Origin of the sequence: Micromonospora sp. U56 (assembly GCF_018070095.1) — a bacterium.
In the GTDB taxonomy this organism is placed as follows: domain Bacteria; phylum Actinomycetota; class Actinomycetes; order Mycobacteriales; family Micromonosporaceae; genus Micromonospora; species Micromonospora purpureochromogenes.
Genome location: NZ_JAGPYL010000016.1, coordinates 1 through 19596 on the forward strand (window position 1 = coordinate 1; position 19596 = coordinate 19596).

Here is a 19596-nt window from a genome sequence, read left to right on the forward strand (position 1 = left end):
GTCGACGCGGGTGCGCCGGCCGGGGCGTCGAGGGCGAACCCGCTGTCCGGGCGCGTCCCGGACGGGGTCGCGGTGCCGGGGGTCACCGGCCAGTCCCAGTGCGCCGGGGTCGGCCCGGTCGCCCGGGTCGCGGCCCGGTCAGCGGCCCGTTCCGCGCCGGCCGGCGTGCCGGATCCCGGCAGGGTGCCCGCGCCGGCGGTGCCGGCCAGGTCCGAGGTCCCCGTATCGTCGCCGGGGGCGCTGCTCAGGGCCGGGCTGTCGGGCAGCGGGCGCAGGATGTCGGTCGGCTCGATGGCGTCGTCGGCTCCGGCAGCGTTCCCGGCGTCGCTCGCCGGGAAGAGCGGCCAGCGCAGCAGCGTGGCGGCGGCCGAGCCCAGGGCGCCGGCCGCGACGGCGATCACCGCGCCGTAGTACGGCGCGAGCTGGTAGCGGTCGGCGGAGTCGCCGGGGCCGGCGGTCAGGTAGGCGAAGGCGAGCAGCACCGGGCCGGCCACCCCGGTCGCCCCGCTGACCAGCGGGACGTGCCCGCGCCAGCGGGCCAGCGCACCGGTCGCCGCGCCGGCCAGCAGTGCCACCGCGGGGAGGGTCAGCATGGCCAGCCGCTGCGCCGCGTCCGCGTCCAACCAGGACGGCTCCAGCACGCCGAGGCGTACGGAGCGCAGCACCCCGGTGGACAGCAGCGCCGGCGCGACGGAGACCAGCGCGATCAGCCAGACCGCGCCGGTCAGCAGGGCGACGTTCCAGCCCAGCGGCGGCCGGAGCAGCACGGCCGAGGCGGCGCCCGCGCCGACCACCGCGCCGACGACCGCGCAGATCCCGACCGCCCAGACCGGGTCGACGGTGCTCAGCTCCGCGGCCCGGGCGGGTTGCATGCAGAGCGGGGCGACGACGGTCGCGCCGAGTGCGGCCGCGCCGGAGACGGCGAGTTGTGCGCCGGTGCCGTCCGACAGCCCGACGCGGCGGGCGAGCCGGACGGTGACCACGGCGCCGACCACGGCGGCGGTCACGGCGAACCAGCCGACCCAGGCGAGCTGGGCCGGCCACCGGTTCACATCCGTGAACGCGCCGTTGAGTCGTACGATCCCGAACCCGTACGCCATGCCGAGCTGACCGGCTCCGGCCAGCACGCTCACCCCGAATGCGGTGAACAGCAGCTTGCCCCACGTCCGAAAGGCCATGTCGCGCACGTTACGGCCCGGTGCGCCCGATCGCCACTGTGGCGCGGCGGGGCGACTGCCTGGGGTTACTTCAACTCGACGAGACGGGCCAGATACGTGGTGTCGCCGACGTTGGTGAGCATGTGGACCGCGCCCGGGTCCCGGTAGACCACCCCGCCGGTGGGTTCGTCGGCGTCGATCCGGGTGCCGTCGATCGTCTGCACCACGTTCTTCGCGCCCTGGACGGCCACCACCAGGTACGGGTGGTCGTGCCGGTGCAGCGGCTGCTGCTCACCCGGCTCCAGGCGGATGTGCCACACCCGTACCCGGTCGTTCTCGAAGACGATCTCCTGGCCTACCGGGCCGAGTTCCGTACCGTCGACCACGTCGGTCATGGCGTTCCGTTCAGCTGGGGGAGCACCTCGCCGGCGATGAGCTCCAGGTGGTCGAGGTCGTCGAGTTCGATCAGGCGCAAATGCACCCGGGTGGCGCCGATCGCGGCGAACTCGCCGAGCCGGTCGACGAGTTGCGCGGGGGAGCCGACCACCGGGTCCTCCGGCGGCAGGGCGCTCTTGACGTGCAGCGGCTCCGCCCGGCGGCGGGCCTCGGCGTCGGTCCGCCCGATCGCCACCACCACCCCGGCGGAGAGCACCAGCGGGGCCCGCCCCGACTCGGTACGCCCGGTCCGGTCGCACGCCTCGCGGACCCGCTCGTACGCGCCGGCGGTCTCCTCGACCGACTTGAAGGGCATGTTGAACTCGTCGGCGTACCGGGCGGCCAGCTCGGGGGTGCGCTTCGGGCCGCGCCCGCCGACGATCACCGGCGGACCGGGCCGTTGCACGGGCTTGGGCAGCGCGGGCGCATCCACCAGCCGGTAGTGGTCGCCGAGGTGGGTGTAGGTGTCGCCGACCGGGGTCCGCCACAGCCCGGTGATGATCTCCAGCTGTTCGGCCAGTCGGTCGAAGCGCTCACCCACGCCGGGGAACGGGATGCCGTACGAGGTGTGCTCGCGCTCGTACCAGCCGGCGCCGATGCCCAGCTCGACCCGGCCGCCGCTCATCTGGTCCACCTGGGCCACCATCACGGCCAGCGGCCCGGGCAGCCGGAAGGTGGCCGAGGTGACCAGCGTGCCGAGCCGGATCCGGGTGGTCTCCCGGGCCAGCGCGGCGAGGGTCAGCCAGGCGTCGGTCGGGCCGGGCAGCCCCGGCTCGTCGCCCATCGCCTGGTAGTGGTCGGCCCGCAGGAACCCGTCGAAGCCGCCCGCCTCCACCAGCCGGGCGAACCGGAGCTGGTCGTCGTAGCTGGCACCGCGGTGCGGCTCGACGAAGACGGCCACCCGCATGCTCATCGTCCCTCCGCCACGGCCGGCGTCTCGCGCTCCATCAGCAGTTCGTGCAGTTCGGCGCTGACCCGGGCGACGTCGGCCAGGTGGGCGTTGCGGCCGAGGGTGCGGGGTCGGGGGATGGTCACCTCGACGATCCTGCGGATCCGTCCCGGGCGTGGGCTGAGCACGACCACCCGGTCGGCCAGCAGCACCGCCTCGTCGATGGAGTGGGTGACGAAGACGACGGTGGCCCCGGTCTCCATGTGCACGCGTTGCAGTTCGCCGGCGAGTTCCTCGCGGGTGAGCGCGTCCAGGGCGGAGAAGGGCTCGTCCATCAGCATCACCCGGGGCTCGCCGATCAGCGACCGGCAGAGCGACACCCGCTGCTGCATACCGCCGGAGAGCTCGTGCGGCAGCCGCTTCTCGAACCCGCCGAGGCCGGCCATCTCCAGCAGCTGGCGGGCCCGGTCGCGGTGCCTGGCCCGGCTCCAGCCGAAGATCTCCACCGGCAGCAGGACGTTGTCCAGCACGGTGCGCCAGGGGAGCAGGGCGGGGCGCTGGAAGAGCATCGCGATGTCCTGGCGGGGCCGGGCGACCGCCGTGCCGCCCACGGTGATCTCGCCGCTGGTCACCGGCAGCAGCCCGGCGACCATGCGCAGCAGGGTGGACTTTCCGCAGCCGGAGCGGCCCAGCACCGCGACGAACTCGCCCTCGGCGACCGCCAGGTCGATGCCGCGCAGCGCCTCGACCCGGCCGGAGCGGCCGTCGAAGGTACGCGACACGTCGGCGAGTCGGATCATGTCCGGCGGGCCTCCCCTGAGTGGGCGGTCAGGAATCCGACAAAGGCTATCCGGCGTGTGGCACTTGCCGACAGTCCGGGGTGGACGCTCAAGTGTTTCCGTTCCGCAACCCGGTGCGACTGGTGTCGTGACGGTGGGTCTCTCGTACGCTGTGCCCGCGAAGAGTCCCTTCACGACGGTGGCGTCGGCTCCCCCCTCCACGCCGGCACCGCCGGACCGACAACCCCTCCGGGTGGCATGACCCGGTCGGAAAGGACATGGTGCACTGATGAGAAGGCTGACCCGTACGGTCGCCGCGGCCGCCCTGGCCACCGCCCTCGCCCTGGTCTCCGCGTGCAGCAGCGGCTCGGACGACTCCGACGCCAAGGGCGGTGACGGCAAGGCGTTGGAGAAGGTGACCTACCTGACCTCCTTCGGCAACTTCGGCCGTGACTCGTACGCCTGGGTGGCGAAGGAGAAGGGCTTCTTCAAGGAGGCCGGCTTCGACGTGGAGATCAAGCCGGGCCAGGGCACCGGCTCGGTCATCCAGACCGTCGTCGGCGGTCAGGCCGACTTCGGCCCGATCGACCTGACCGGTGGCCTGCTCCAGTTCGGCAACGGCGCCGCCAAGGACTTCGTCGTGGTGGCGGCGATCCAGCAGCGCACCATGGCCGCCGTGGTTACCGTCGAGGGCAAGAACATCGCCACGCCGAAGGACCTGGAGGGCAAGAAGCTCGCCGACACTCCCACCTCCGTGGTCCGCCAGCTCTTCCCGACGTACGCCCGCCTCGCCGGCGTCGATGCCAGCAAGGTGACCTGGGTCAACGGTGAGGCGCAGACCCTGATGGGCACCCTGGCCTCCGGCACGGTCGACGGCATCGGCCAGTTCGTGGTCGGCCAGCCCACCGTCGCGGCGGTCACCAAGAAGAAGCCGGTCGTGCTGCCCTACAGCGAGGTGATGCAGGACCTCTACGGCAACGCGCTGATCACGTCGGCGAAGCTCGCCAAGGAGAAGCCGGAGATGGTCAAGCGCTTCACGGCGGCGCTGCTCAAGGGCCTGGAGTACGCCCTGGGCAACCCGCAGGAGGCCGCCGACCTGCTGAAGAAGAACGTCCCCGCCACCGTCCCGGCCGCGGCCGCCGCCGAGCTCCAGCTGATGGCCGGGTACGTCCGGTCGAGCAACTCCGGCACCGCCATCGGCACCCTGGACAACGAGCGGGTCGCCAAGAGCATCGCGCTGCTGCAGGGCGCCGGCGCGCTCAAGCAGAACATCACCCCGGACCAGATCATCGACTTCAGCCTGGTGCCGAAGGCCTGATCGACACCGATCGTGCCACGGGGGTGCGGTCACCGGGACAGCGACCGGTGGCCGCGCCCCCGTGGCCGTGCCGGCCCCGGGCCGGCAGGAGAGGATGGGACACGTGACGCAGATCCGTACCCGCTCCGGAGCGGGGGAGGCGGAGCGCGACACGGCCGCCGCGGCCGCCGCGCCCGGGGTGCCGACCACACCACCGGCGGCCGCGGCGTCGCGGCGCCCGGCGGTACGCCCGGCGACGGTCGGCCTGCCGTTGCTCGGCCTGGTGATCGCGGTGACCGTCTGGTGGCTGGTCACCTCGGGGTTGAAGCTGGTCCATCCGGCGTCCCTGCCGCCGCCGCAGGACGTCTGGGCGGCGCTGACCGCGGCGGCCGACGTGCTGCTGCCGGCGCTGGGGATCACCACGCTGATGACGCTGCTGGGCTTCGTGCTCTCCGCCGCCGCCGGGGTGCTGATCGGGATGGCGCTGGCCGCCTCCCGGCGGGCCGAGCGGATGTTCGCGCCGCTGCTGGTGGCGATCAACGCGGTGCCGAAGATCGCCCTCGGGCCGCTGCTGGTGGTCTCGGTCGGCTGGGGCGAGAAACCCATCCTGACCATGGTCTTCCTGCTCTGCTTCTTTCCGATCGTGCTGTCCACCGCGACCGGGCTCACCACCACCCCGGCGGACCTGGCCGAGCTGGCCCGGTCGCTGAACGCCTCGTGGTGGCAGGCGTTCCGCAAGGTGCGCTTCCCGGCCGCGCTGCCGCAGATCTTCGTCGGGCTGAAGGTGGCGATGCCGCTGGCCGCCATCGGCGCGGTGATCGGCGAGTTCTACTCCGACAAGCCGGGCCTCGGCTACCAGATCCTGCAGTACAACGGCATCGGGGACACCGCCACCGCCTGGGCGGCGATCGTGCTCATCGCGGCGATGAGCATCCTGCTCTACGCCGCCCTCTCCCTGGTGGAGCGCCTCGCGCTGCCCTGGGTACGCGCCACCACCAGCGCCCGCTGACCACACCGCCCCTCAGCCGGCCAGCCGCCAGCGCCCACCCCGGGCGACCAGCGTCGTCAGCGCCTGGGGCATCAGCCCGGAGTGGTTGTCCGGCGTCATCCGGATCGGCCCGGACAGCCCGTCCATCTGGGAGGTCTCCAGCACGTCCCGGATGCCGTCCCGGTTGACCTGGTCGGCCGGGCCGCCGGCCCGCAGCGCGGCGTCGGCGATCAGCTGGACGGCGTCGGCGGCGAAGGAGGAGAAGCCGTTGTAGCCGCCGAACCGGGCGGTGTAGTCCTGGAACCACTGCCGCCGGGCCGCCTTGGCGGGGGTGGTGGCGATGACGTCGTCGATCACCATGGTCTGGGTGAAGATCAGGGTGGCCCGCTCGGTGGACCGGGCGGCGTTGCCGAGGAAGAGGTCGCCGGCGGCGGCCGCGTCGAGGAAGAGCGACCCGGAGAAGCCCGCCTCCTGCGCGCTGGTCGCGGCGAGGGAGGCCTGCTCCGGCGGGGTCCAGAGCAGCAGCGCCTGCGTCTCGCCGGAGGTGAGCAGGCGGACCGGCTGGCTGACGTCGGTGTCGGTGGGGCGGACCGCCTCGTTGCGGACCAGCCGGATCTTGGCCTTGTCGAACTCGCCCCGCAGCGCGGTCAGGCCCTCCCGGCCGTAGTCGTCGTCGCTGTGCAGCACGGCGACCTTACGGATGCCCTTTCGGCGCAGTTCCGTGGTGAGCGCCGCGGCGCTGTCGGCGGCGTTGGGGGCGAGTTTGAAGACGTACCGCCGATCGGCGACCGGGGTGGAGATCGCGCTGGACGGGGCGAGCGCGATGGTGGGGATTTTCTTCTCGTTGATGGTGAGTACGGCGCCGACGGCGCATTCGTTGCAACCGCCCATGACGATCGCGCTGACCTTGGAATCGCCGCTGAAGTCGGTGATGTTCCGCAGTGACTCACTGGCGTCGGAACGGTTGTCCTTCACCTCGAGCCGGATCTTTCGGCCGCCCAGGGCGCCGGACGTGTTCAGCTGCTCGATCTTCAGTTCCAGCGCGCGCTGGTACGCCTTGCCGACCGGGGCCGCCGCGCCGGAGAGTTCGAGGTCCGCGGCGATGACGATGGGGCTGGTGTCCTCCTGCCCCGCCCCGAACGAACAGCCGGTGAGCGTGGTGGCCAGCACGGCCGATGCGAGCGCCACGATGGTCGCGGAGCGGATGGGGCTCAACTCAGTCCTCCAGGTGCGGCGCGGGCGCTGCCCGGTCACCGCCGCTAGTCCGTCCTCAGTGGAGATACGGGATTGTCTGCCGTACGGTGTGCGCGAAGCCTGCAAAACCTTGCCAATGCCGGGCCCCGCGGTCAAGCGCGGAAGCCCGGAGTGGTTTCGGGACGGCTTTCCCACATGCTGGGGTCATCAGATATTTACCGACGCTCACTTCGGACGAGGCGATCGGCCACCCTGGAGTGACAATGCCTGATCAGGGCGTGGGCGAGAATGAAGCTAAAGGGTCGCGAGGCCGTCGGTTGACCGTTTCCTGCCTCACTGCGGCTTCCCAAACGCGATCTTCTCTGGTGAAATCGCGGCCGTGCCGCGCGTGGCGCTCTCCGCTGCACCAGGCACGGGTCGGCGGGTCAGGCGTGGAAGATACGACGGAGGCGATGTCGTGAGCACCGGACCGACGACCCTGCCCGAAATCGGCGACGCCGCCCAGCGTGACCGGGGGCGGCGGCTGCCCCGACTGAGGGACGCGCGGATCCGTTCCAAACTCGCCCTCATTCTGGTGGTTCCGGTCGCCGCGGTCATTGCTCTGGCAACTATCCGACTCATCTCCACCGGTGAGGGCGCGTACGACGCCACCCGGATCCGGTCGCTGACCGCGCTCTCCGTCGACGTCTCCGCGCTCACCCAGGATCTGCACAAGGAGCGGATGGCGGCGGCCGGCTACCTGGCCACGCCGCAGCAGAAGGCCGACGACTACAACCTGCGGGTCCGCGCCACCGACCAGCGGATCGCGGAGTACCGCGCCGAGCGCGGCAGGATCGGCGAGGTCCCGGCGGCCGTCCGCGACCGGCTCAAGGTCATCGACGATCACCTGGAGACGCTCAACGGCACCCGCCAGGAGGTGCTCGACCGTCGGCAGATGCCGGTGGCCGAGGCCACCCTGCGCTACGGCATCGTCCTGACCGACCTCGTCTCGTACGGCGACGCCCTGGCCCAGCTCCCCGGCCAGGAGAGCCTCGCCGACGCCCGCCGCGCGGTGGCTGCGTTCAGCCGCGCCAAGGCGGCCGTCGCCGAGGAGGAGGCGGTGGCCTACACCGCGCTGAGCGCCGGCCGGATCGACGAGGAGCAGTTCTCCGCCTTCGTCACCACGCTGACCGGCCAGCAGGAGGCGCTGGTCGCCTTCTCCCTGGCCGCCGACCCGGACCAGCGGGCCCTGGTCGAGGGCACCGTCTCCGGCGACGCGGTCGGCCTCGCCGACCGGGTGGCCGCCGACATCACCCGCTCGGTGGGGCAGCAGCCACTGGTCGGCGCAGCCGACGCGAGCGCCTCGATCGGCTCGGTCAACGACCTGATGCGGTGGGCCGAGATCCAGCTCCAGGACCGCCTGCTCGACCGGGCCGAGCAGGCCCGCAGCGACGTCATCCGGCAGGCCGTCGTCGAGTCGGCGCTGGTGCTGCTCACCCTGATCATCGCCGTCTCGCTCGCCGTGGTGCTGGCCCGCTCGCTCAACCACTCGCTGCGGCGGCTGCGCGAGGGCGCCCTGTCGGTGGCCAACCACGACCTGCCGGACGCGGTGCGGCGGCTGCAGAACATGGGCAGCGTCGGCGAGGGCGGCGTGGACGAGATCGTGCGCCAGGTCCGCGACCCGATCCGGCTGCGCAGCCGCGACGAGGTCGGCCAGGTGGGGCTGGCCTTCAACGTCGTGCACCGCGAGGCGGTCCGGGTCGCCGCCGAACAGGCCGCCCTGCGTACCAGCGTCTCGGCGATGTTCCTCAACCTGGCCCGGCGCAGTCAGACGCTGGTCGACCGGATGATCGGCGAGCTGGACGCGATCGAGCGCAGCGAGGAGGACCCGAAGCGCCTCGCCCAGCTCTTCGAGCTCGACCACCTGGCCACCCGGATGCGCCGCAACGACGAGAACCTGCTCGTCCTGGCCGGCGCCGACTCGGCGGTGCCCCGCCGTGACGACGCGCTGCTGGTCGACGTCCTGCGGGCCGCCCAGTCCGAGGTCGAGCTCTACAACCGCATCGAGTTCGGCACCGTCGACACCGACATCTCGGTCTCCGCGCACGCCGTCAACGACGTGGTCCGCCTGGTCGCCGAACTGCTCGACAACGCCACCCGCTTCTCGCCGCCGACCACCACGGTGGTCGCCGACGGCCGCCGGATCCGCGACTACGTGCTGATCCAGATCGAGGACCGGGGCCTGGGCCTCACCGACGAGCAGCTCGACTCGCTCAACCGCCGGCTGGCCGCGCCGCCGAGCGTGGACGTGGCCGCGTTCCGGCTGATGGGTCTGGCCGTGGTGAGCCGGCTCGCCTCCCGGTACGGCATCCGGGTGGAGCTGCGGCGCAACGTCGAGGGCGGCACCGTCGCCCAGGTGACGCTGCCCACCTCGACCGTGGTGCTGCCCGCCCACCGGGGCCGGGACCAGTCGCTGCCCCGCTCGCGCCAACCGCTGGCGGTCGAGCAGCCGCCGCTCACCCCGGCCGGCCTCGGCGATTCGCTGACCAGCGGGCGTACCGGCGCGGCGACGTTGACCGACCAGTGGCGGGCCGCCCCGCCGGCTCCGGCGCCCTGGCAGCCCCCGGTCGACGCGCGGGACACCGCCCCGGCGGTGACGCTCGGCGGCCAGGTTCCGTCCGCGCCCACCTCCGCCGTGCCGGCCTCGGCCGTGCCGACGTCCGCGGTGCCGGCCTCGGCCGTGCCGACCTCTGCCGCACCCACCTCCGCGCTGCCGTTCTCGGCCGCCCCGGCCGAGCCGGCGTACGGAGCCGGCTACCCGACGGGGGCCCAGCCCCTGGTCGACCCGCGACCGAGGCTGCCGAAGCGGACCCCGGCCGCCGACGCCGCCCCGGCGCTGCCCCTCGGGCCGGTCGCCGGCGTGCCGTCGGCACCGGCCGAACCGTTCACCCCCGCACCCCCACCGTTCACCCCGTTCGGGGCGGCACCGGCGGCACCGTCGGCCCCGGAGGCCCCGGCCGCAGCGGAGACCCGGGCGGTGCCGTACACCGCGCCCGCCCCGGCGCCGGCCGTGCCGGTGGTGGCCCGCCCGACCCGGCCGGCCGACTCGCCGATCTTCCGCGAGATGGAGGCGGTCTGGTTCCGGTCCCACGGGGACGACGCCACCGCGATCTTCACCCGGCCCAACTTCGACGAGCCCCGGGCCGACGCCTCCGCCGCGAAGCCCGGCCGGCCGCCGCTGCCGACCCGGGTGCCGGGTGCCCCGAACGCGGCCGGCACCCCGTCCGTGGGGTCGCCCGCCGCCGGCACCGCGTCCATCGGCTCGGCCGCCGGGCAGCCGCCGGTCGCGTCGGCGCCCCCGTCGTACGTCCCGCAGGCGGCGCCGTCCGCGCCGCCGGCGACCCCCACCGCCCCGCCGCCCACGGAGCCCGCCACCCCGCCATCCGCGGAGTCGGACGCCTGGCGGACGGCGGCCGACGAAGGCTGGTCCCGGGCCACCCGGGCCGCCGAGCCGGCCACCGGCGGCACCACCCGCTCCGGCCTGCCGAAGCGGGTGCCCCAGGCCCAGCTCGTCCCCGGCGGCATCGAGCCGAAGGACGGGCGGGACCGTAGCCGCCGCACCCCCGACGAGGTCCGCGGCCTGCTCTCCGCCTACCACCGTGGGGTGCAGCGCGGCCGTTCGGCCGGTACGGACCAGAACAGCACCTCGACCAAGGAGACACGCCGATGAACAGGCCAGCTGCCATGCAGGACATGGGTTGGCTGCTCACCAACTTCGCCGACAGCGTGGCGGGTATCGCCCACGTGGTGGCGGTGTCCGCGGACGGGCTGCTGCTCGCCTCGTCGCGGGACCTACCGGGGGACCGGGCGGACCAGCTCGCCGCGATCACCTCCGGCGTGGTGAGCCTGACCGAGGGGGCCGCCCGGATGTTCAGCGCGGGCGGTGTGCTCCAGACGGTGATCGAGATGGACAGCGGCTACCTGTTCCTGATGTCGATCAGTGACGGGTCGTCGATGGCCGTGCTCGCGGCGCGCAGCTGCGACGTCGGGCAGGTCGGCTACGAGATGGCGCTGCTCGTCGAGCGGGTGGGCGCCGCGCTGGTGCCGCTGCCCCGCGACGCCGTGCGCTCGTAGGCGGGCGGTACGACGCCGGGCGCGCTCGCGCCCGGCGAGGGACAGGCGATCCGGTGCCGGTGGGCTCCGGGCGGAGGGAGGTGATGGCGGATGGAACCCCGGCGGGACCCACGCGGGGCGTTGGTGCGGCCGTACGCGGTCACCCGGGGCCGTACCGAGCCGAGCCGGGACATCGCCCTGGAGGCGGTGCTGTCGGCCAGCCTCACCCAGAGTGCGGAAGCGCGCTTCGCCGGGCACGACAAGTACCGCATCGCCACGGTCTGCGAGGGCCGGGCACAGTCGCTGGCGGAAATCGCCGCGTACACCCGGATGCCGCTGGGCGTCACCCGGGTGCTGGTCGCCGACATGGTGGCCGAGGGCCTGCTGACGCTACACACTGCCGCTCCGGCCGAGGGCTACGAGGAGCGGATGAACCTGCTGGGAAGGGTGCTAAGTGGACTTCGCGAACTATGACCCCGCCGGGGCGCGCCGCAGCCGGGAGATCATCTCCGCGAAGATCGTGATCGCGGGTGGCTTCGGCGTGGGCAAGACGACAATGGTCGGCGCCATCTCCGAGATCACGCCGCTGACCACCGAGGCGCTGATGACGGCGGCCGGCGTGGGCATCGACGACCCGTCGAAGGTGCCCGGCAAGGAGACCACCACGGTCGCCATGGACTTCGGCCGGATCACCATGGCCCAGGATCTGATCCTGTACCTGTTCGGCACCCCGGGGCAGACCCGGTTCTGGTTCATGTGGGACGAGATCATCCGGGGGGCGGTGGGTGCCGCCGTGCTGGTGGACACCCGCCGGATCACGGACGCCTTCGCGCCGCTGGACTACTTCGAGAACCGGAACCTGCCGTACGTGGTGGCGCTGAACCGGTTCGACGACGCGCCGCAGTACGAGCCGGAGGAGGTCCGCGAGGCGCTGGCCATCTCGCCGGACGTGCCGCTGGTGATGTGCGACGCCCGGCGGCGGGACTCGGTGAAGCAGGTGCTGGTGACCGTGGTCGAGCACGCCATGCTGCGGCTGGAGTCCGAGCACGGTCGGGGCTACGCCCCGGTGGGCTGAACCGCCTCCGGGTCAGTCGACCCGGAGGCGGTAGCCCCGCTTGACCACGGTCTGCACCACGCTGGGGGCCTGGAGCCCGACCCGCAGCCGGGCCACCGCCATCTCCACCGCGTGCTCGTCCGCGCCCCGGGGCAGGGTCCGCAGCAGCTCGGTGCGGGACAGCACCCGGCCGGGCGACGCGGCGAGCGCCCGCAGCACCGCCATCGGGGCGGGCGCGAGCGGCCGCAGCTCCCCGTCGACCACGGCCGCGTGCCCGCGCAGGGTCAGCAGGTGCCCGGCGGCCTTGACGGTCACCGTCCGGCGGGGCAGCTCGTCGACGATCTGCCGGACCAGTGCCCCGAGGCGGGCCCGGGCGGGCGCGCTGACCGGCACACCCCGGCGGACCAGCGGCTCCGCGGTGACCGGGCCGACGCAACTGGCCAGCACGTCCCCGCGCAGCGCCTCCAGCACCGTGTCGGCACGGTCCCCAGCGGCCCGCATCATCGCCTCCGCCGCCGGCGCCGAGGTGAAGGTGACGGCGTCGACCAGCCGGCCGGCGACCAGGTCGATGAGCCGGTGCAGCGGCGCCGGGTCGGTGGGCGGCGCCCAGCGGTAGACCGGTACCTCGATCACGGTGGCCCCGGCCGCCTCCAGCGCCTCGGTGCACTCCGGCTGCCGGTCGCCGTGCAGCTGCATGGCGATGACCTGACCGGCCACCCCCCGCCGGCACAGGTGGTCGATCACCTCGTCGCAGCTCTCCGACTCCGGCGACCACTGGTCGTGCAGCCCGGCGGCCCGGATCGCGCCGCGCGCCTTGGGTCCGCGGGCCACCACGTACGACTGGGAGAGCACCGAGCGCAGCGGCTCGGCGAGCCCCCAGCCCTCGGCCGCCTCCAGCCAGCCGCGCATCCCGATGCCGGTGTTCGCCATCAGGATGTCCGGCGGCCGGTCCAGGCAGGCGCGGGTGGCCTCGCGCAGGTCGCTGTCGTCGGCCAGCGGCACGATCCGCAGGGCCGGGGCGAGCACCACCCGGGCGCCGCGGCGTTGCAGCAGCGCGGCCAGTTCGTCGCGCCGCCGGTCGGCGGTGACCCCGATGGTGAAGCCGGCCAGTTCCTCCCGCATCACTCCTCCTGTCGCAGCCGCACCTCGACCAGCCCGTCCCGGCAGCGGACCCGGTGCACGGGCAGCGTCACGCCGGGCAGGTCCAGGCAGCGCCCGGTACGCAGGTCGTAGACCTGCTTGTGCAGCGGGGAGGCGAGGGTCGGCACCCCGCCGCGGCTGCCCACGATGCCCCGGGACATCACGTACGCGCCGCCGACCGGGTCGAGGTTGTCGACCGCGAACAACTCGCCGCCGGTCGAGAAGAGCGCCACCTGTACGCCGTCGACCAGCGCGGCGACGCCCCGGTCGGGATCCAGCCGGTCGAGGGAACAGACGGCCGTCCAGTCCAGGGTGCTGGTCGCGCTCATCGCCCTGCCTCCGTCCACGGTGCTCGTCGGGCTCATCGCCGTACCTCCGGAAGGCCGAGGGCGACCGGCTGGCGGCGGCGGTCGGTCGCCGGGGTGGGTGGTGCGCCGCGCGCGGGCACCGGTTGCCCGCGCTCGACGGCGAAGCTGATCGACGGGTCGGGCACGTCCGGGGCGTTGACGAAGGAGGTGAAGCGGCGCAGCCGCTCCGGGTCGTCGAGGACGTCGCGCCACTCGTCGGAGTAGGCCGCCACGTGCCGGGCCATCGCCGCGTCGAGTTCGGCGCAGAGCCCGAGCGAGTCGTCCACGATCACCGAGCGCAGGTGGTCGAGGCCGCCGTCCATCGCCTCGATCCAGGCGGCGGTGCGTTGCAGCCGGTCGGCGGTGCGGATGTAATACATTAAAAATCTATCGATTAGTCGAATCAGTGCTTCTGTGGATAAATCAGTGGCGAAGAGGTCGGCGTGCCGGGGCCGGAAGCCCCCGTTGCCGCCGACGTAGAGGTTCCAGCCGGTGTCGGTGGCGATGATGCCGAAGTCCTTGCTGCGGGCCTCGGCGCACTCCCGGGCGCAGCCGGAGACCGCCGACTTGATCTTGTGGGGAGCGCGCAGGCCCCGGTAGCGCAGCTCCAGCGCGATGGCCAGGCCGACCGAGTCCTGCACCCCGTACCGGCACCAGGTCTCGCCGACGCAGGACTTCACCGTCCGCAGCGCCTTGCCGTACGCGTGGCCGGACTCGAAGCCCGCGTCGACCAGCCGGCGCCAGATCTGCGGCAGTTGCTCGACCCGGGCGCCGAACAGGTCGATCCGCTGCCCGCCGGTGATCTTGGTGTAGAGCCGGAAGTCGCGGGCCACCTCACCGATCACGATCAGCTTCTCCGGGGTGATCTCCCCGCCGGGGATCCGGGGCACCACCGAGTAGCTGCCGTCGCGTTGCAGGTTGGCCAGGAAGTGGTCATTGGTGTCCTGCAACGAGGCCTGCTCGCCGTCGAGCACGTGCCCGGTGCCCAGCGAGGCCAGGATCGAGGCCACCACCGGCTTGCAGATGTCGCAGCCGCGTCCCCGCCCGTGCTCGGCGATGAGCGCGGAGAAGGTGCGGATGCCGCGCACCCGGACGATGTCGAAGAGTTCCTGCCGGCTGGCGTCGAAGTGTTCGCAGAGCGCCGTGGACTGCTTCACCCCGGCCGCGTCGAGCAACTGCTTGAGCATCGGCACGCACGATCCGCAGCTGGTGCCGGCCCGGGTGCACGCCTTCAGCGCCGGCACGTCCGTCGCGCCGCCGGCGATCGCGGTGTCGATGTCGTCGCGGGTCACCGCGTTGCAGGAGCAGACCTGCGCCGCGCCGGGCAGCGCCGCGGCCCCGGCGCCCGCCCCGCCGGCCGGGGCCAGCAGCGCCAGCGGGGGAGCGGGCAGCGGCCCGCCGACGCTGGCCCGCAGCGTGGGGTAGGCGCTCGCGTCCCCGACCAGCACGCCGCCGAGCAGCGTCTGCGCGTCGTCGGAGAGGACCAGCTTCGCGTACGACCGGGTGGCCGGGTCGGTGAAGGTCACGTCCAGGCAGCCCGGCGTCGTGCCGTGCGCGTCGCCGAACGAGGCCACGTCCACGCCGAGCAGCTTGAGCTTGGTGGCGGTGTCCGCCCCGGGGAAGGTCGCCGACCCGCCGAGCAGCCGGTCGGCGACGACCTCGGCCATCGCGTACCCGGGGGCGACCAGGCCGTGGCAGGTGCCGTCGACCGCCGCGCACTCGCCCACCGCCCAGATCCGCTCGTCGTCGCTGCGGCAGGTCGCGTCGACCAGCACCCCGCCGCGCGGGCCCAGCGCCAGCCCGGCGGCCCGGGCCAGCTCGTCGCGGGGGCGGATGCCGGCGGCCACCACCACGAGTTCCGCGTCGACCCTGCTGCCGTCGGAGAGCTCCAGCCCGGCCACGACGCCGTCCGGGCCGGGGCACAGCGCGGTGGTGGCCACCCCGAGGTGGGTGGTGACCCCCAGCTCCTCGACGTAGCGGCGCAGCATCGCGCCGCCCGCCTCGTCGACCTGCACCGGCATCAGCCGGGGCGCGAACTCGACCACGTGGGTGGCCAGGCTGAGCAGGCGCAGGGCGTTGGCCGCCTCCAGGCCGAGCAGGCCGCCGCCGATCACCGCGCCGGTACGCCGACCCCGGGCGTGCGCCCGGATCGCCTCCAGGTCGTCCAGGGTGCGGTAGACGAAGACCCCGGGCAGCGCCGCGCCGTCCACCGGCGGCACGAACGGGTACGACCCGGTGGCCAGCACCAGCGCGTCGTACGGGTGCTCGCCGGCCGCGGTGGTCACCACCCGCCGTTCCCGGTCGACGCCGGTGACGGCCTCGCCGAGGCGCAGGTCGACCCCGTCGTCGGGGGTGTGCAGGTTCAGCTCGTCGGCACCCACCCCGTCGAAGAACGCCGAGAGCCGCACCCGGTCGTACGCCGCCCGGTGTTCCTCGGCGAGCACCGTCACCCGCCACCGCCGGTCGTGGTCGCGGGCGCGCAGCGCCTCGACGAACCGTTGTCCGACCATGCCGTTGCCGACGACGACCAATCGTCCGCCGGTCATCGCGTCACCTCCTCGCGGTCCTGTCACGTCAGTTCGGTCGATCGCTTTCCGTCCGGTCATCGGTTCGCCCCCACCGAGTCCGCCTCGGACAGCCAGTCGACGATGCCGGCGACCGCGTCCCGGCAGCCGCCGCAGCCGGTGGCCGCGTGGGTCGTCGCCACCACCTCGTCCACCGTCCGGGCCCCGGCCCGCCAGCAGGCGACCAGCGCGCCCTTGCGCACGTCGTTGCACTGGCAGACGGTGGCCGCGTCCGGCATCAGCGCCGGGGACTCCGCCGGCGCCGCCGCGGTCCCGCCCAGCGCGCGGCCCAGCAGCAGCGCCCGCCGGTCGGCCGGCACCGGCGCGCCCCGGTCGAAGAGCTGCACCACCGTGCCGACCGACGGGTTGTCCCCGAGCAGGATCGCGGCGGTCAGCCGCTCCTCGTGGATGCGCAGCCGGGCGTACGTGCCCCGGGCCGGGTCGGCGAAGGTCAGCTCCTCGCCCGGGCCGTCGGCGGGGTCGCCCATCGCGGCGAGGTCGATGCCGGCCGCCTTCAGCCGGGTCACCACCGGCCGGGGCCGGTACCGGGCGGCCGGGTCCTCGCCGGTGAGCGCCTGGGCCAGCACTCGGGCCTGCGCCCAGGCCGGCGCGACCAGCCCGGTCAGCGTGCCGTCGTGCTGGGCACAGTCGCCGATCGCCGAGATCCGGGGGTCGCCGGTGCGGAGCTGGTCGTCGACCACCACGCCCCGGTCCACGTCCAGCCCGGCCGCGGCGGCCAGCGCGGTGTCGGGGCGTACCCCGCAGGAGATCACCAGCAGGTCGGCGGAGAGCGACCGGCCGTCGGCCAGGTCGAGGCGCACCCCGTCGGCGTCCGCCGCCACGCCGGTGGCCGCGACGGACAGGTGGGTGGTCACCCCGAGGCCGGCGAGGGTATTGGCCAGCACGGCCGCGCCGGTCGGGTCGAGCTGGCGTTCCATCAGGTACGGCACCGGGTGCACCACGCCGACGTCGAGCCCCCGGGCGGCGAGCCCGCGCGCCGCCTCCAGCCCGAGCAGCCCGCCGCCGAGCACCAGGGCGCTGCGGGCACCCTCGGCGGCGGCGAGGATCCGCCGGCAGTCGTCCAGCGTGCGGAACGGGACCACCCGCTCCGGCAGGTCGGCCGGGTCCAGGCCGGGCAGCGGCGGCACGATGGCCCGGCTGCCGGTGGCGAGCACCAGGTGGTCGTAGGGGATCCGGTCGCCGTCGTCGGTGTGGACCACGCGGGCGTCCCGGTCGATCGAGGTCACCTGCACGCCGGTACGCACGTCGACGCCCTGCCCGGCCACCTCGGCCAGCTCCACGTCCGGCTCGGCGACCTTCCCCGCCAGCAGGGTGGAGAGCATGATCCGGTTGTACGCCCGGTGCGGCTCCGCCCCGAGCACGACGACCTTCAGGTCCCCGTCCCGGGCGTGCAGTTCGGCGGCGAGCCGGGACCCGGCCATGCCGTATCCCACGATGACCACATTCATGCCTTCTCCACCCGTACGGCGCAGATCTTGAATTCGGGCATCCCGGAGACCGGGTCCGTCGCGTCACTGGTCACGGAGTTGGCCCGGGCCGCGCCGCCCCAGTGGAACGGCGCGAAGACGGTGTCCGGCCGGATCGTCGGGGTGAGCCGGGCCGGCGCCCGCAGCTCGCCCCGGCGGGAGGCGACCCGTACCTGGTCGCCCTCGGCCACGCCGAGCCGGGCGGCCAGGTCGGGGTGCAGCTCGACGAAGCCGCCCGGGGCGGCCCGGCGCAGCGCGGCGACCCGCCGGGTCTGGGTGCCGGACTGGTACTGGGCGAGCACCCGACCGGTGGTGAAGTGCAGCGGATAGTCGGTGCAGACCGGCTCGGCGGCGGGCCGGTGGGTCACCGGCTGGAACCGGGCCCGGCCATCCGGGGTGGGGAAGGAGTCGGCGAAGAGCCGGGGCGTGTCCGGCCCGGCCGGGTCGGGGCAGGGCCAGAAGACGCCCTCGTCGGCCTCGATCCGCTCCCAGCTCACCCCGGCGTAGTCGGCGACGCCGCCGGCCGAGGCCCGGCGCAGCTCGGTGAAGACCTCGGCCGGGTCGGTCGGGAAGGACGCCGGGGCGTCCAGCCGGTTGGCCAGCTCGGTGAGGACCGCAAGGTCGCTCCGGACCCCGGGCGGCGGCTCGCGCAGCGCCCGGCGGCGCAGCACCCGACCCTCCAGGTTGGTCATCGTGCCGTCCTCCTCGGCCCACTGCGCGACGGGCAGCACCACGTCGGCGAGGGCGGCCGTCTCGGAGAGCAGGAAGTCGGCCACCACCAGCAGGTCGAGCCCGCGCAGTCGGGACTCGATCAGGGCCGCCCGGGGCGCGGAGACCACCGGGTTGGAGCCGAAGACCAGCATCGCCCGGGGACCGCCCGGGGTGCCGAGCGACTCCAGCAGCTGGTACGCCGGCACGCCCGGCCCGGGCAGGTCCTCGGGATCGACGCCCCACACGCCCGCCACGTGCTCCCGGGCCGCCGGGTCGTCGATCTTCCGGTACCCGGGCAGCTGGTCGGCCTTCTGCCCGTGTTCCCGGCCGCCCTGGCCGTTGCCCTGGCCGGTCAGGCAGCCGTAGCCGGAGCCGGGCCGGCCGGGCAGGCCGAGGGCGAGCGCCAGGTTGACGAAGGCGCTGACGGTGTCGACGCCCTTGGCGTGCTGCTCCGCGCCCCGGGCGGTGAGGATGATCGCGCTGCCGGCGGTGGCCAGCGCGCGGGCGGTCGCCTCCAGGTCGGCCACCGGCACTCCGGAGAGCCGTTCCACCTCCGCCGGCCAGTAGCCGGCCACGGTACGGCGTACCTCGTCGAAGCCGGTGGTCCGGGCGGCGACGTAGTCCTTGTCGATGAGGCCCTCGGTGAGCGCGATGTGCAGCAGCGCGTTGGCCACCGCCAGGTCGGTGCCGGGCAGCGGTTGCAGGTGCAGGTCGGCCTGCCGGGCGGTGGCGGTGACCCGGGGGTCGATGACGATCAGGCGTCCGCCGCGTTCCCGCTGGTCGGCGAGGTGGCGCATCAGCGGTGGCATGGTCTCCGCCGGGTTGGCGCCGACCAGCAGCAGGGTCTCCGCCCGGCCGAGGTCGGCCAGCGGGAAGGGCAGCCCCCGGTCGACGCCGAAGGCGCGGATCCCGGCCGCGGCGGCGGAGGACATGCACCACCGGCCGTTGTAGTCGATGTGCCGGGTACGTAGCGCCACCCGGGCGAACTTGCCGAGCGCGTACGCCTTCTCGTTGGTGAGCCCGCCGCCGCCGAAGACCGCCACCGCGTCCCGGCCGTGTCCGGCCTGGACGGCGCGGATGCCGGCGGCGATCCGGTCGAGCGCGGCGGCCCAGGTCGCCGGGCGCAGCTCGCCGGTGGCCGGGTCGCGCACCAGGGGGGTGGTCAGCCGGTCCGGGTGGTCCAGCAGCTCGGCGGCGGTCCAGCCCTTCTGGCACAGCCCACCCCGGTTGGTGGGGAACTGGCGGGGGAGCACCTCCACCCGGTCGCCGGTCTCGCGCAGGACCATCCCGCACTGCAGGGCGCAGTACGGGCAGTGCGTCTCCGCCTGCCGGGGGTCGCCCCCCGATCGGGTCGCGGAGCGGGCACGGTCTGTCATGCCAGTGAAGCGTGCCGGGGGGCGGTTTCCGGTCCGGGTCCCGTCTGTTTCGGTCCTGTCAAGAGCGCCTCACACCGACCCGGGGC

Annotated in this window: 16 protein-coding genes; 6 read left to right on the top strand and 10 right to left on the bottom strand. The window is 74.1% G+C overall.

Annotated elements, in window-relative coordinates; translation table 11 throughout:
* The 4 genes from KBX37_RS08495 to KBX37_RS08510 all read right to left on the bottom strand — a co-directional run.
* The coding region (locus KBX37_RS08495; protein WP_210775370.1) for a hypothetical protein at nucleotides 1-1178 on the bottom strand (1178 nt) is incomplete at its 3' end.
* 65 nt (nucleotides 1179-1243) lie between these two features.
* On the bottom strand, nucleotides 1244-1552 hold the full coding sequence (locus KBX37_RS08500) for a cupin (protein ID WP_210775371.1): 309 nt from the start codon (nucleotides 1550-1552) through the stop codon (nucleotides 1244-1246).
* Nucleotides 1549-2499 (bottom strand): LLM class F420-dependent oxidoreductase, encoded by a 951-nt coding sequence (locus tag KBX37_RS08505; RefSeq protein WP_210775421.1) that lies wholly within the window; start codon nucleotides 2497-2499, stop codon nucleotides 1549-1551. The genes KBX37_RS08500 and KBX37_RS08505 overlap by 4 nt, the downstream gene beginning before the upstream one ends.
* A 2-nt stretch (nucleotides 2500-2501) precedes the next feature.
* Nucleotides 2502-3281: an ABC transporter ATP-binding protein gene (locus KBX37_RS08510; RefSeq protein ID WP_210775372.1), complete on the bottom strand. Its 780-nt coding sequence runs from the start codon at nucleotides 3279-3281 to the stop codon at nucleotides 2502-2504.
* 268 nt (nucleotides 3282-3549) lie between these two features.
* On the opposite strand from KBX37_RS08510, the gene KBX37_RS08515 reads away from it, so the two are divergent.
* Both KBX37_RS08515 and KBX37_RS08520 read left to right on the top strand, forming a co-directional pair.
* On the top strand, nucleotides 3550-4578 hold the full coding sequence (locus KBX37_RS08515; RefSeq protein ID WP_210775373.1) for an ABC transporter substrate-binding protein: 1029 nt from the start codon (nucleotides 3550-3552) through the stop codon (nucleotides 4576-4578).
* Between the two features lie 103 nt (nucleotides 4579-4681).
* A complete protein-coding gene (locus KBX37_RS08520; protein ID WP_307849003.1) occupies nucleotides 4682-5566 on the top strand; it encodes an ABC transporter permease in 885 nt (294 codons plus the stop codon).
* Nucleotides 5567-5578: 12 nt separating this feature from the next.
* Here KBX37_RS08520 and KBX37_RS08525 read toward each other — a convergent pair whose 3' ends face one another.
* Complete coding sequence (locus tag KBX37_RS08525; RefSeq protein WP_210775375.1) at nucleotides 5579-6760, bottom strand: ABC transporter substrate-binding protein; 1182 nt, start codon at nucleotides 6758-6760, stop codon at nucleotides 5579-5581.
* A gap of 436 nt (nucleotides 6761-7196) precedes the next feature.
* Between KBX37_RS08525 and KBX37_RS08530 the strand changes: the two genes are divergently transcribed.
* From KBX37_RS08530 to KBX37_RS08545, 4 genes are all read left to right on the top strand, one after another.
* Nucleotides 7197-10448 carry a sensor histidine kinase gene (locus tag KBX37_RS08530; RefSeq protein ID WP_210775376.1) on the top strand — a complete coding sequence of 1084 codons (3252 nt, stop codon included), beginning with the start codon at nucleotides 7197-7199 and terminating at the stop codon, nucleotides 10446-10448.
* Entirely contained in the window at nucleotides 10445-10852 is a 408-nt protein-coding gene (locus KBX37_RS08535; protein WP_007465177.1) for a roadblock/LC7 domain-containing protein, read from the top strand. Before KBX37_RS08530 ends, KBX37_RS08535 begins: the two co-directional genes overlap by 4 nt.
* Nucleotides 10853-10942: 90 nt before the next feature.
* Entirely contained in the window at nucleotides 10943-11305 is a 363-nt protein-coding gene (locus KBX37_RS08540) for a DUF742 domain-containing protein (protein WP_088960287.1), read from the top strand.
* The gene (locus KBX37_RS08545; protein WP_210775377.1) at nucleotides 11286-11906 is read left to right on the top strand and encodes an ATP/GTP-binding protein; all 621 of its coding nucleotides are present in this window, start codon (nucleotides 11286-11288) and stop codon (nucleotides 11904-11906) included. Before KBX37_RS08540 ends, KBX37_RS08545 begins: the two co-directional genes overlap by 20 nt.
* A 12-nt stretch (nucleotides 11907-11918) precedes the next feature.
* Here the strand turns inward: KBX37_RS08545 and KBX37_RS08550 are convergent, their stop codons facing one another.
* The 5 genes from KBX37_RS08550 to KBX37_RS08570 are packed head-to-tail and all read right to left on the bottom strand — an operon-like array spanning nucleotide 11919 to nucleotide 19510.
* Nucleotides 11919-13007: a uroporphyrinogen-III synthase gene (locus KBX37_RS08550; protein ID WP_210775378.1), complete on the bottom strand. Its 1089-nt coding sequence runs from the start codon at nucleotides 13005-13007 to the stop codon at nucleotides 11919-11921.
* A complete protein-coding gene (gene nirD, locus KBX37_RS08555) occupies nucleotides 13007-13354 on the bottom strand; it encodes a nitrite reductase small subunit NirD (RefSeq protein WP_210775379.1) in 348 nt (115 codons plus the stop codon). Before nirD ends, KBX37_RS08550 begins: the two co-directional genes overlap by 1 nt.
* A gap of 32 nt (nucleotides 13355-13386) precedes the next feature.
* Entirely contained in the window at nucleotides 13387-15918 is a 2532-nt protein-coding gene (gene nirB / locus KBX37_RS08560) for a nitrite reductase large subunit NirB (RefSeq protein WP_210775380.1), read from the bottom strand.
* Between the two features lie 56 nt (nucleotides 15919-15974).
* The gene (locus KBX37_RS08565) at nucleotides 15975-17405 is read right to left on the bottom strand and encodes an FAD-dependent oxidoreductase (RefSeq protein WP_210775381.1); all 1431 of its coding nucleotides are present in this window, start codon (nucleotides 17403-17405) and stop codon (nucleotides 15975-15977) included.
* On the bottom strand, nucleotides 17402-19510 hold the full coding sequence (locus KBX37_RS08570) for a molybdopterin oxidoreductase family protein (protein ID WP_210775382.1): 2109 nt from the start codon (nucleotides 19508-19510) through the stop codon (nucleotides 17402-17404). The genes KBX37_RS08565 and KBX37_RS08570 overlap by 4 nt, the downstream gene beginning before the upstream one ends.
* Nucleotides 19511-19596: the final 86 nt, after the last annotated feature.

What these genes read in the sequence shown, in the direction of transcription:
- KBX37_RS08500 (WP_210775371.1), bottom strand. Translation starts at nt 1,552, where the DNA reads ATGACCGACGTGGTCGACGGTACGGAACTCGGCCCGGTAGGCCAGGAG.
- KBX37_RS08505 (WP_210775421.1), bottom strand. Translation starts at nt 2,499, where the DNA reads ATGCGGGTGGCCGTCTTCGTCGAGCCGCACCGCGGTGCCAGCTACGAC.
- KBX37_RS08510 (WP_210775372.1), bottom strand. Translation starts at nt 3,281, where the DNA reads ATGATCCGACTCGCCGACGTGTCGCGTACCTTCGACGGCCGCTCCGGC.
- KBX37_RS08515 (WP_210775373.1), top strand. Translation starts at nt 3,550, where the DNA reads ATGAGAAGGCTGACCCGTACGGTCGCCGCGGCCGCCCTGGCCACCGCC.
- KBX37_RS08535 (WP_007465177.1), top strand. Translation starts at nt 10,445, where the DNA reads ATGAACAGGCCAGCTGCCATGCAGGACATGGGTTGGCTGCTCACCAAC.
- KBX37_RS08540 (WP_088960287.1), top strand. Translation starts at nt 10,943, where the DNA reads ATGGAACCCCGGCGGGACCCACGCGGGGCGTTGGTGCGGCCGTACGCG.
- KBX37_RS08550 (WP_210775378.1), bottom strand. Translation starts at nt 13,007, where the DNA reads ATGCGGGAGGAACTGGCCGGCTTCACCATCGGGGTCACCGCCGACCGG.
- nirD (WP_210775379.1), bottom strand. Translation starts at nt 13,354, where the DNA reads ATGAGCGCGACCAGCACCCTGGACTGGACGGCCGTCTGTTCCCTCGAC.
- nirB (WP_210775380.1), bottom strand. Translation starts at nt 15,918, where the DNA reads ATGACCGGCGGACGATTGGTCGTCGTCGGCAACGGCATGGTCGGACAA.
- KBX37_RS08565 (WP_210775381.1), bottom strand. Translation starts at nt 17,405, where the DNA reads ATGAATGTGGTCATCGTGGGATACGGCATGGCCGGGTCCCGGCTCGCC.
- KBX37_RS08570 (WP_210775382.1), bottom strand. Translation starts at nt 19,510, where the DNA reads ATGACAGACCGTGCCCGCTCCGCGACCCGATCGGGGGGCGACCCCCGG.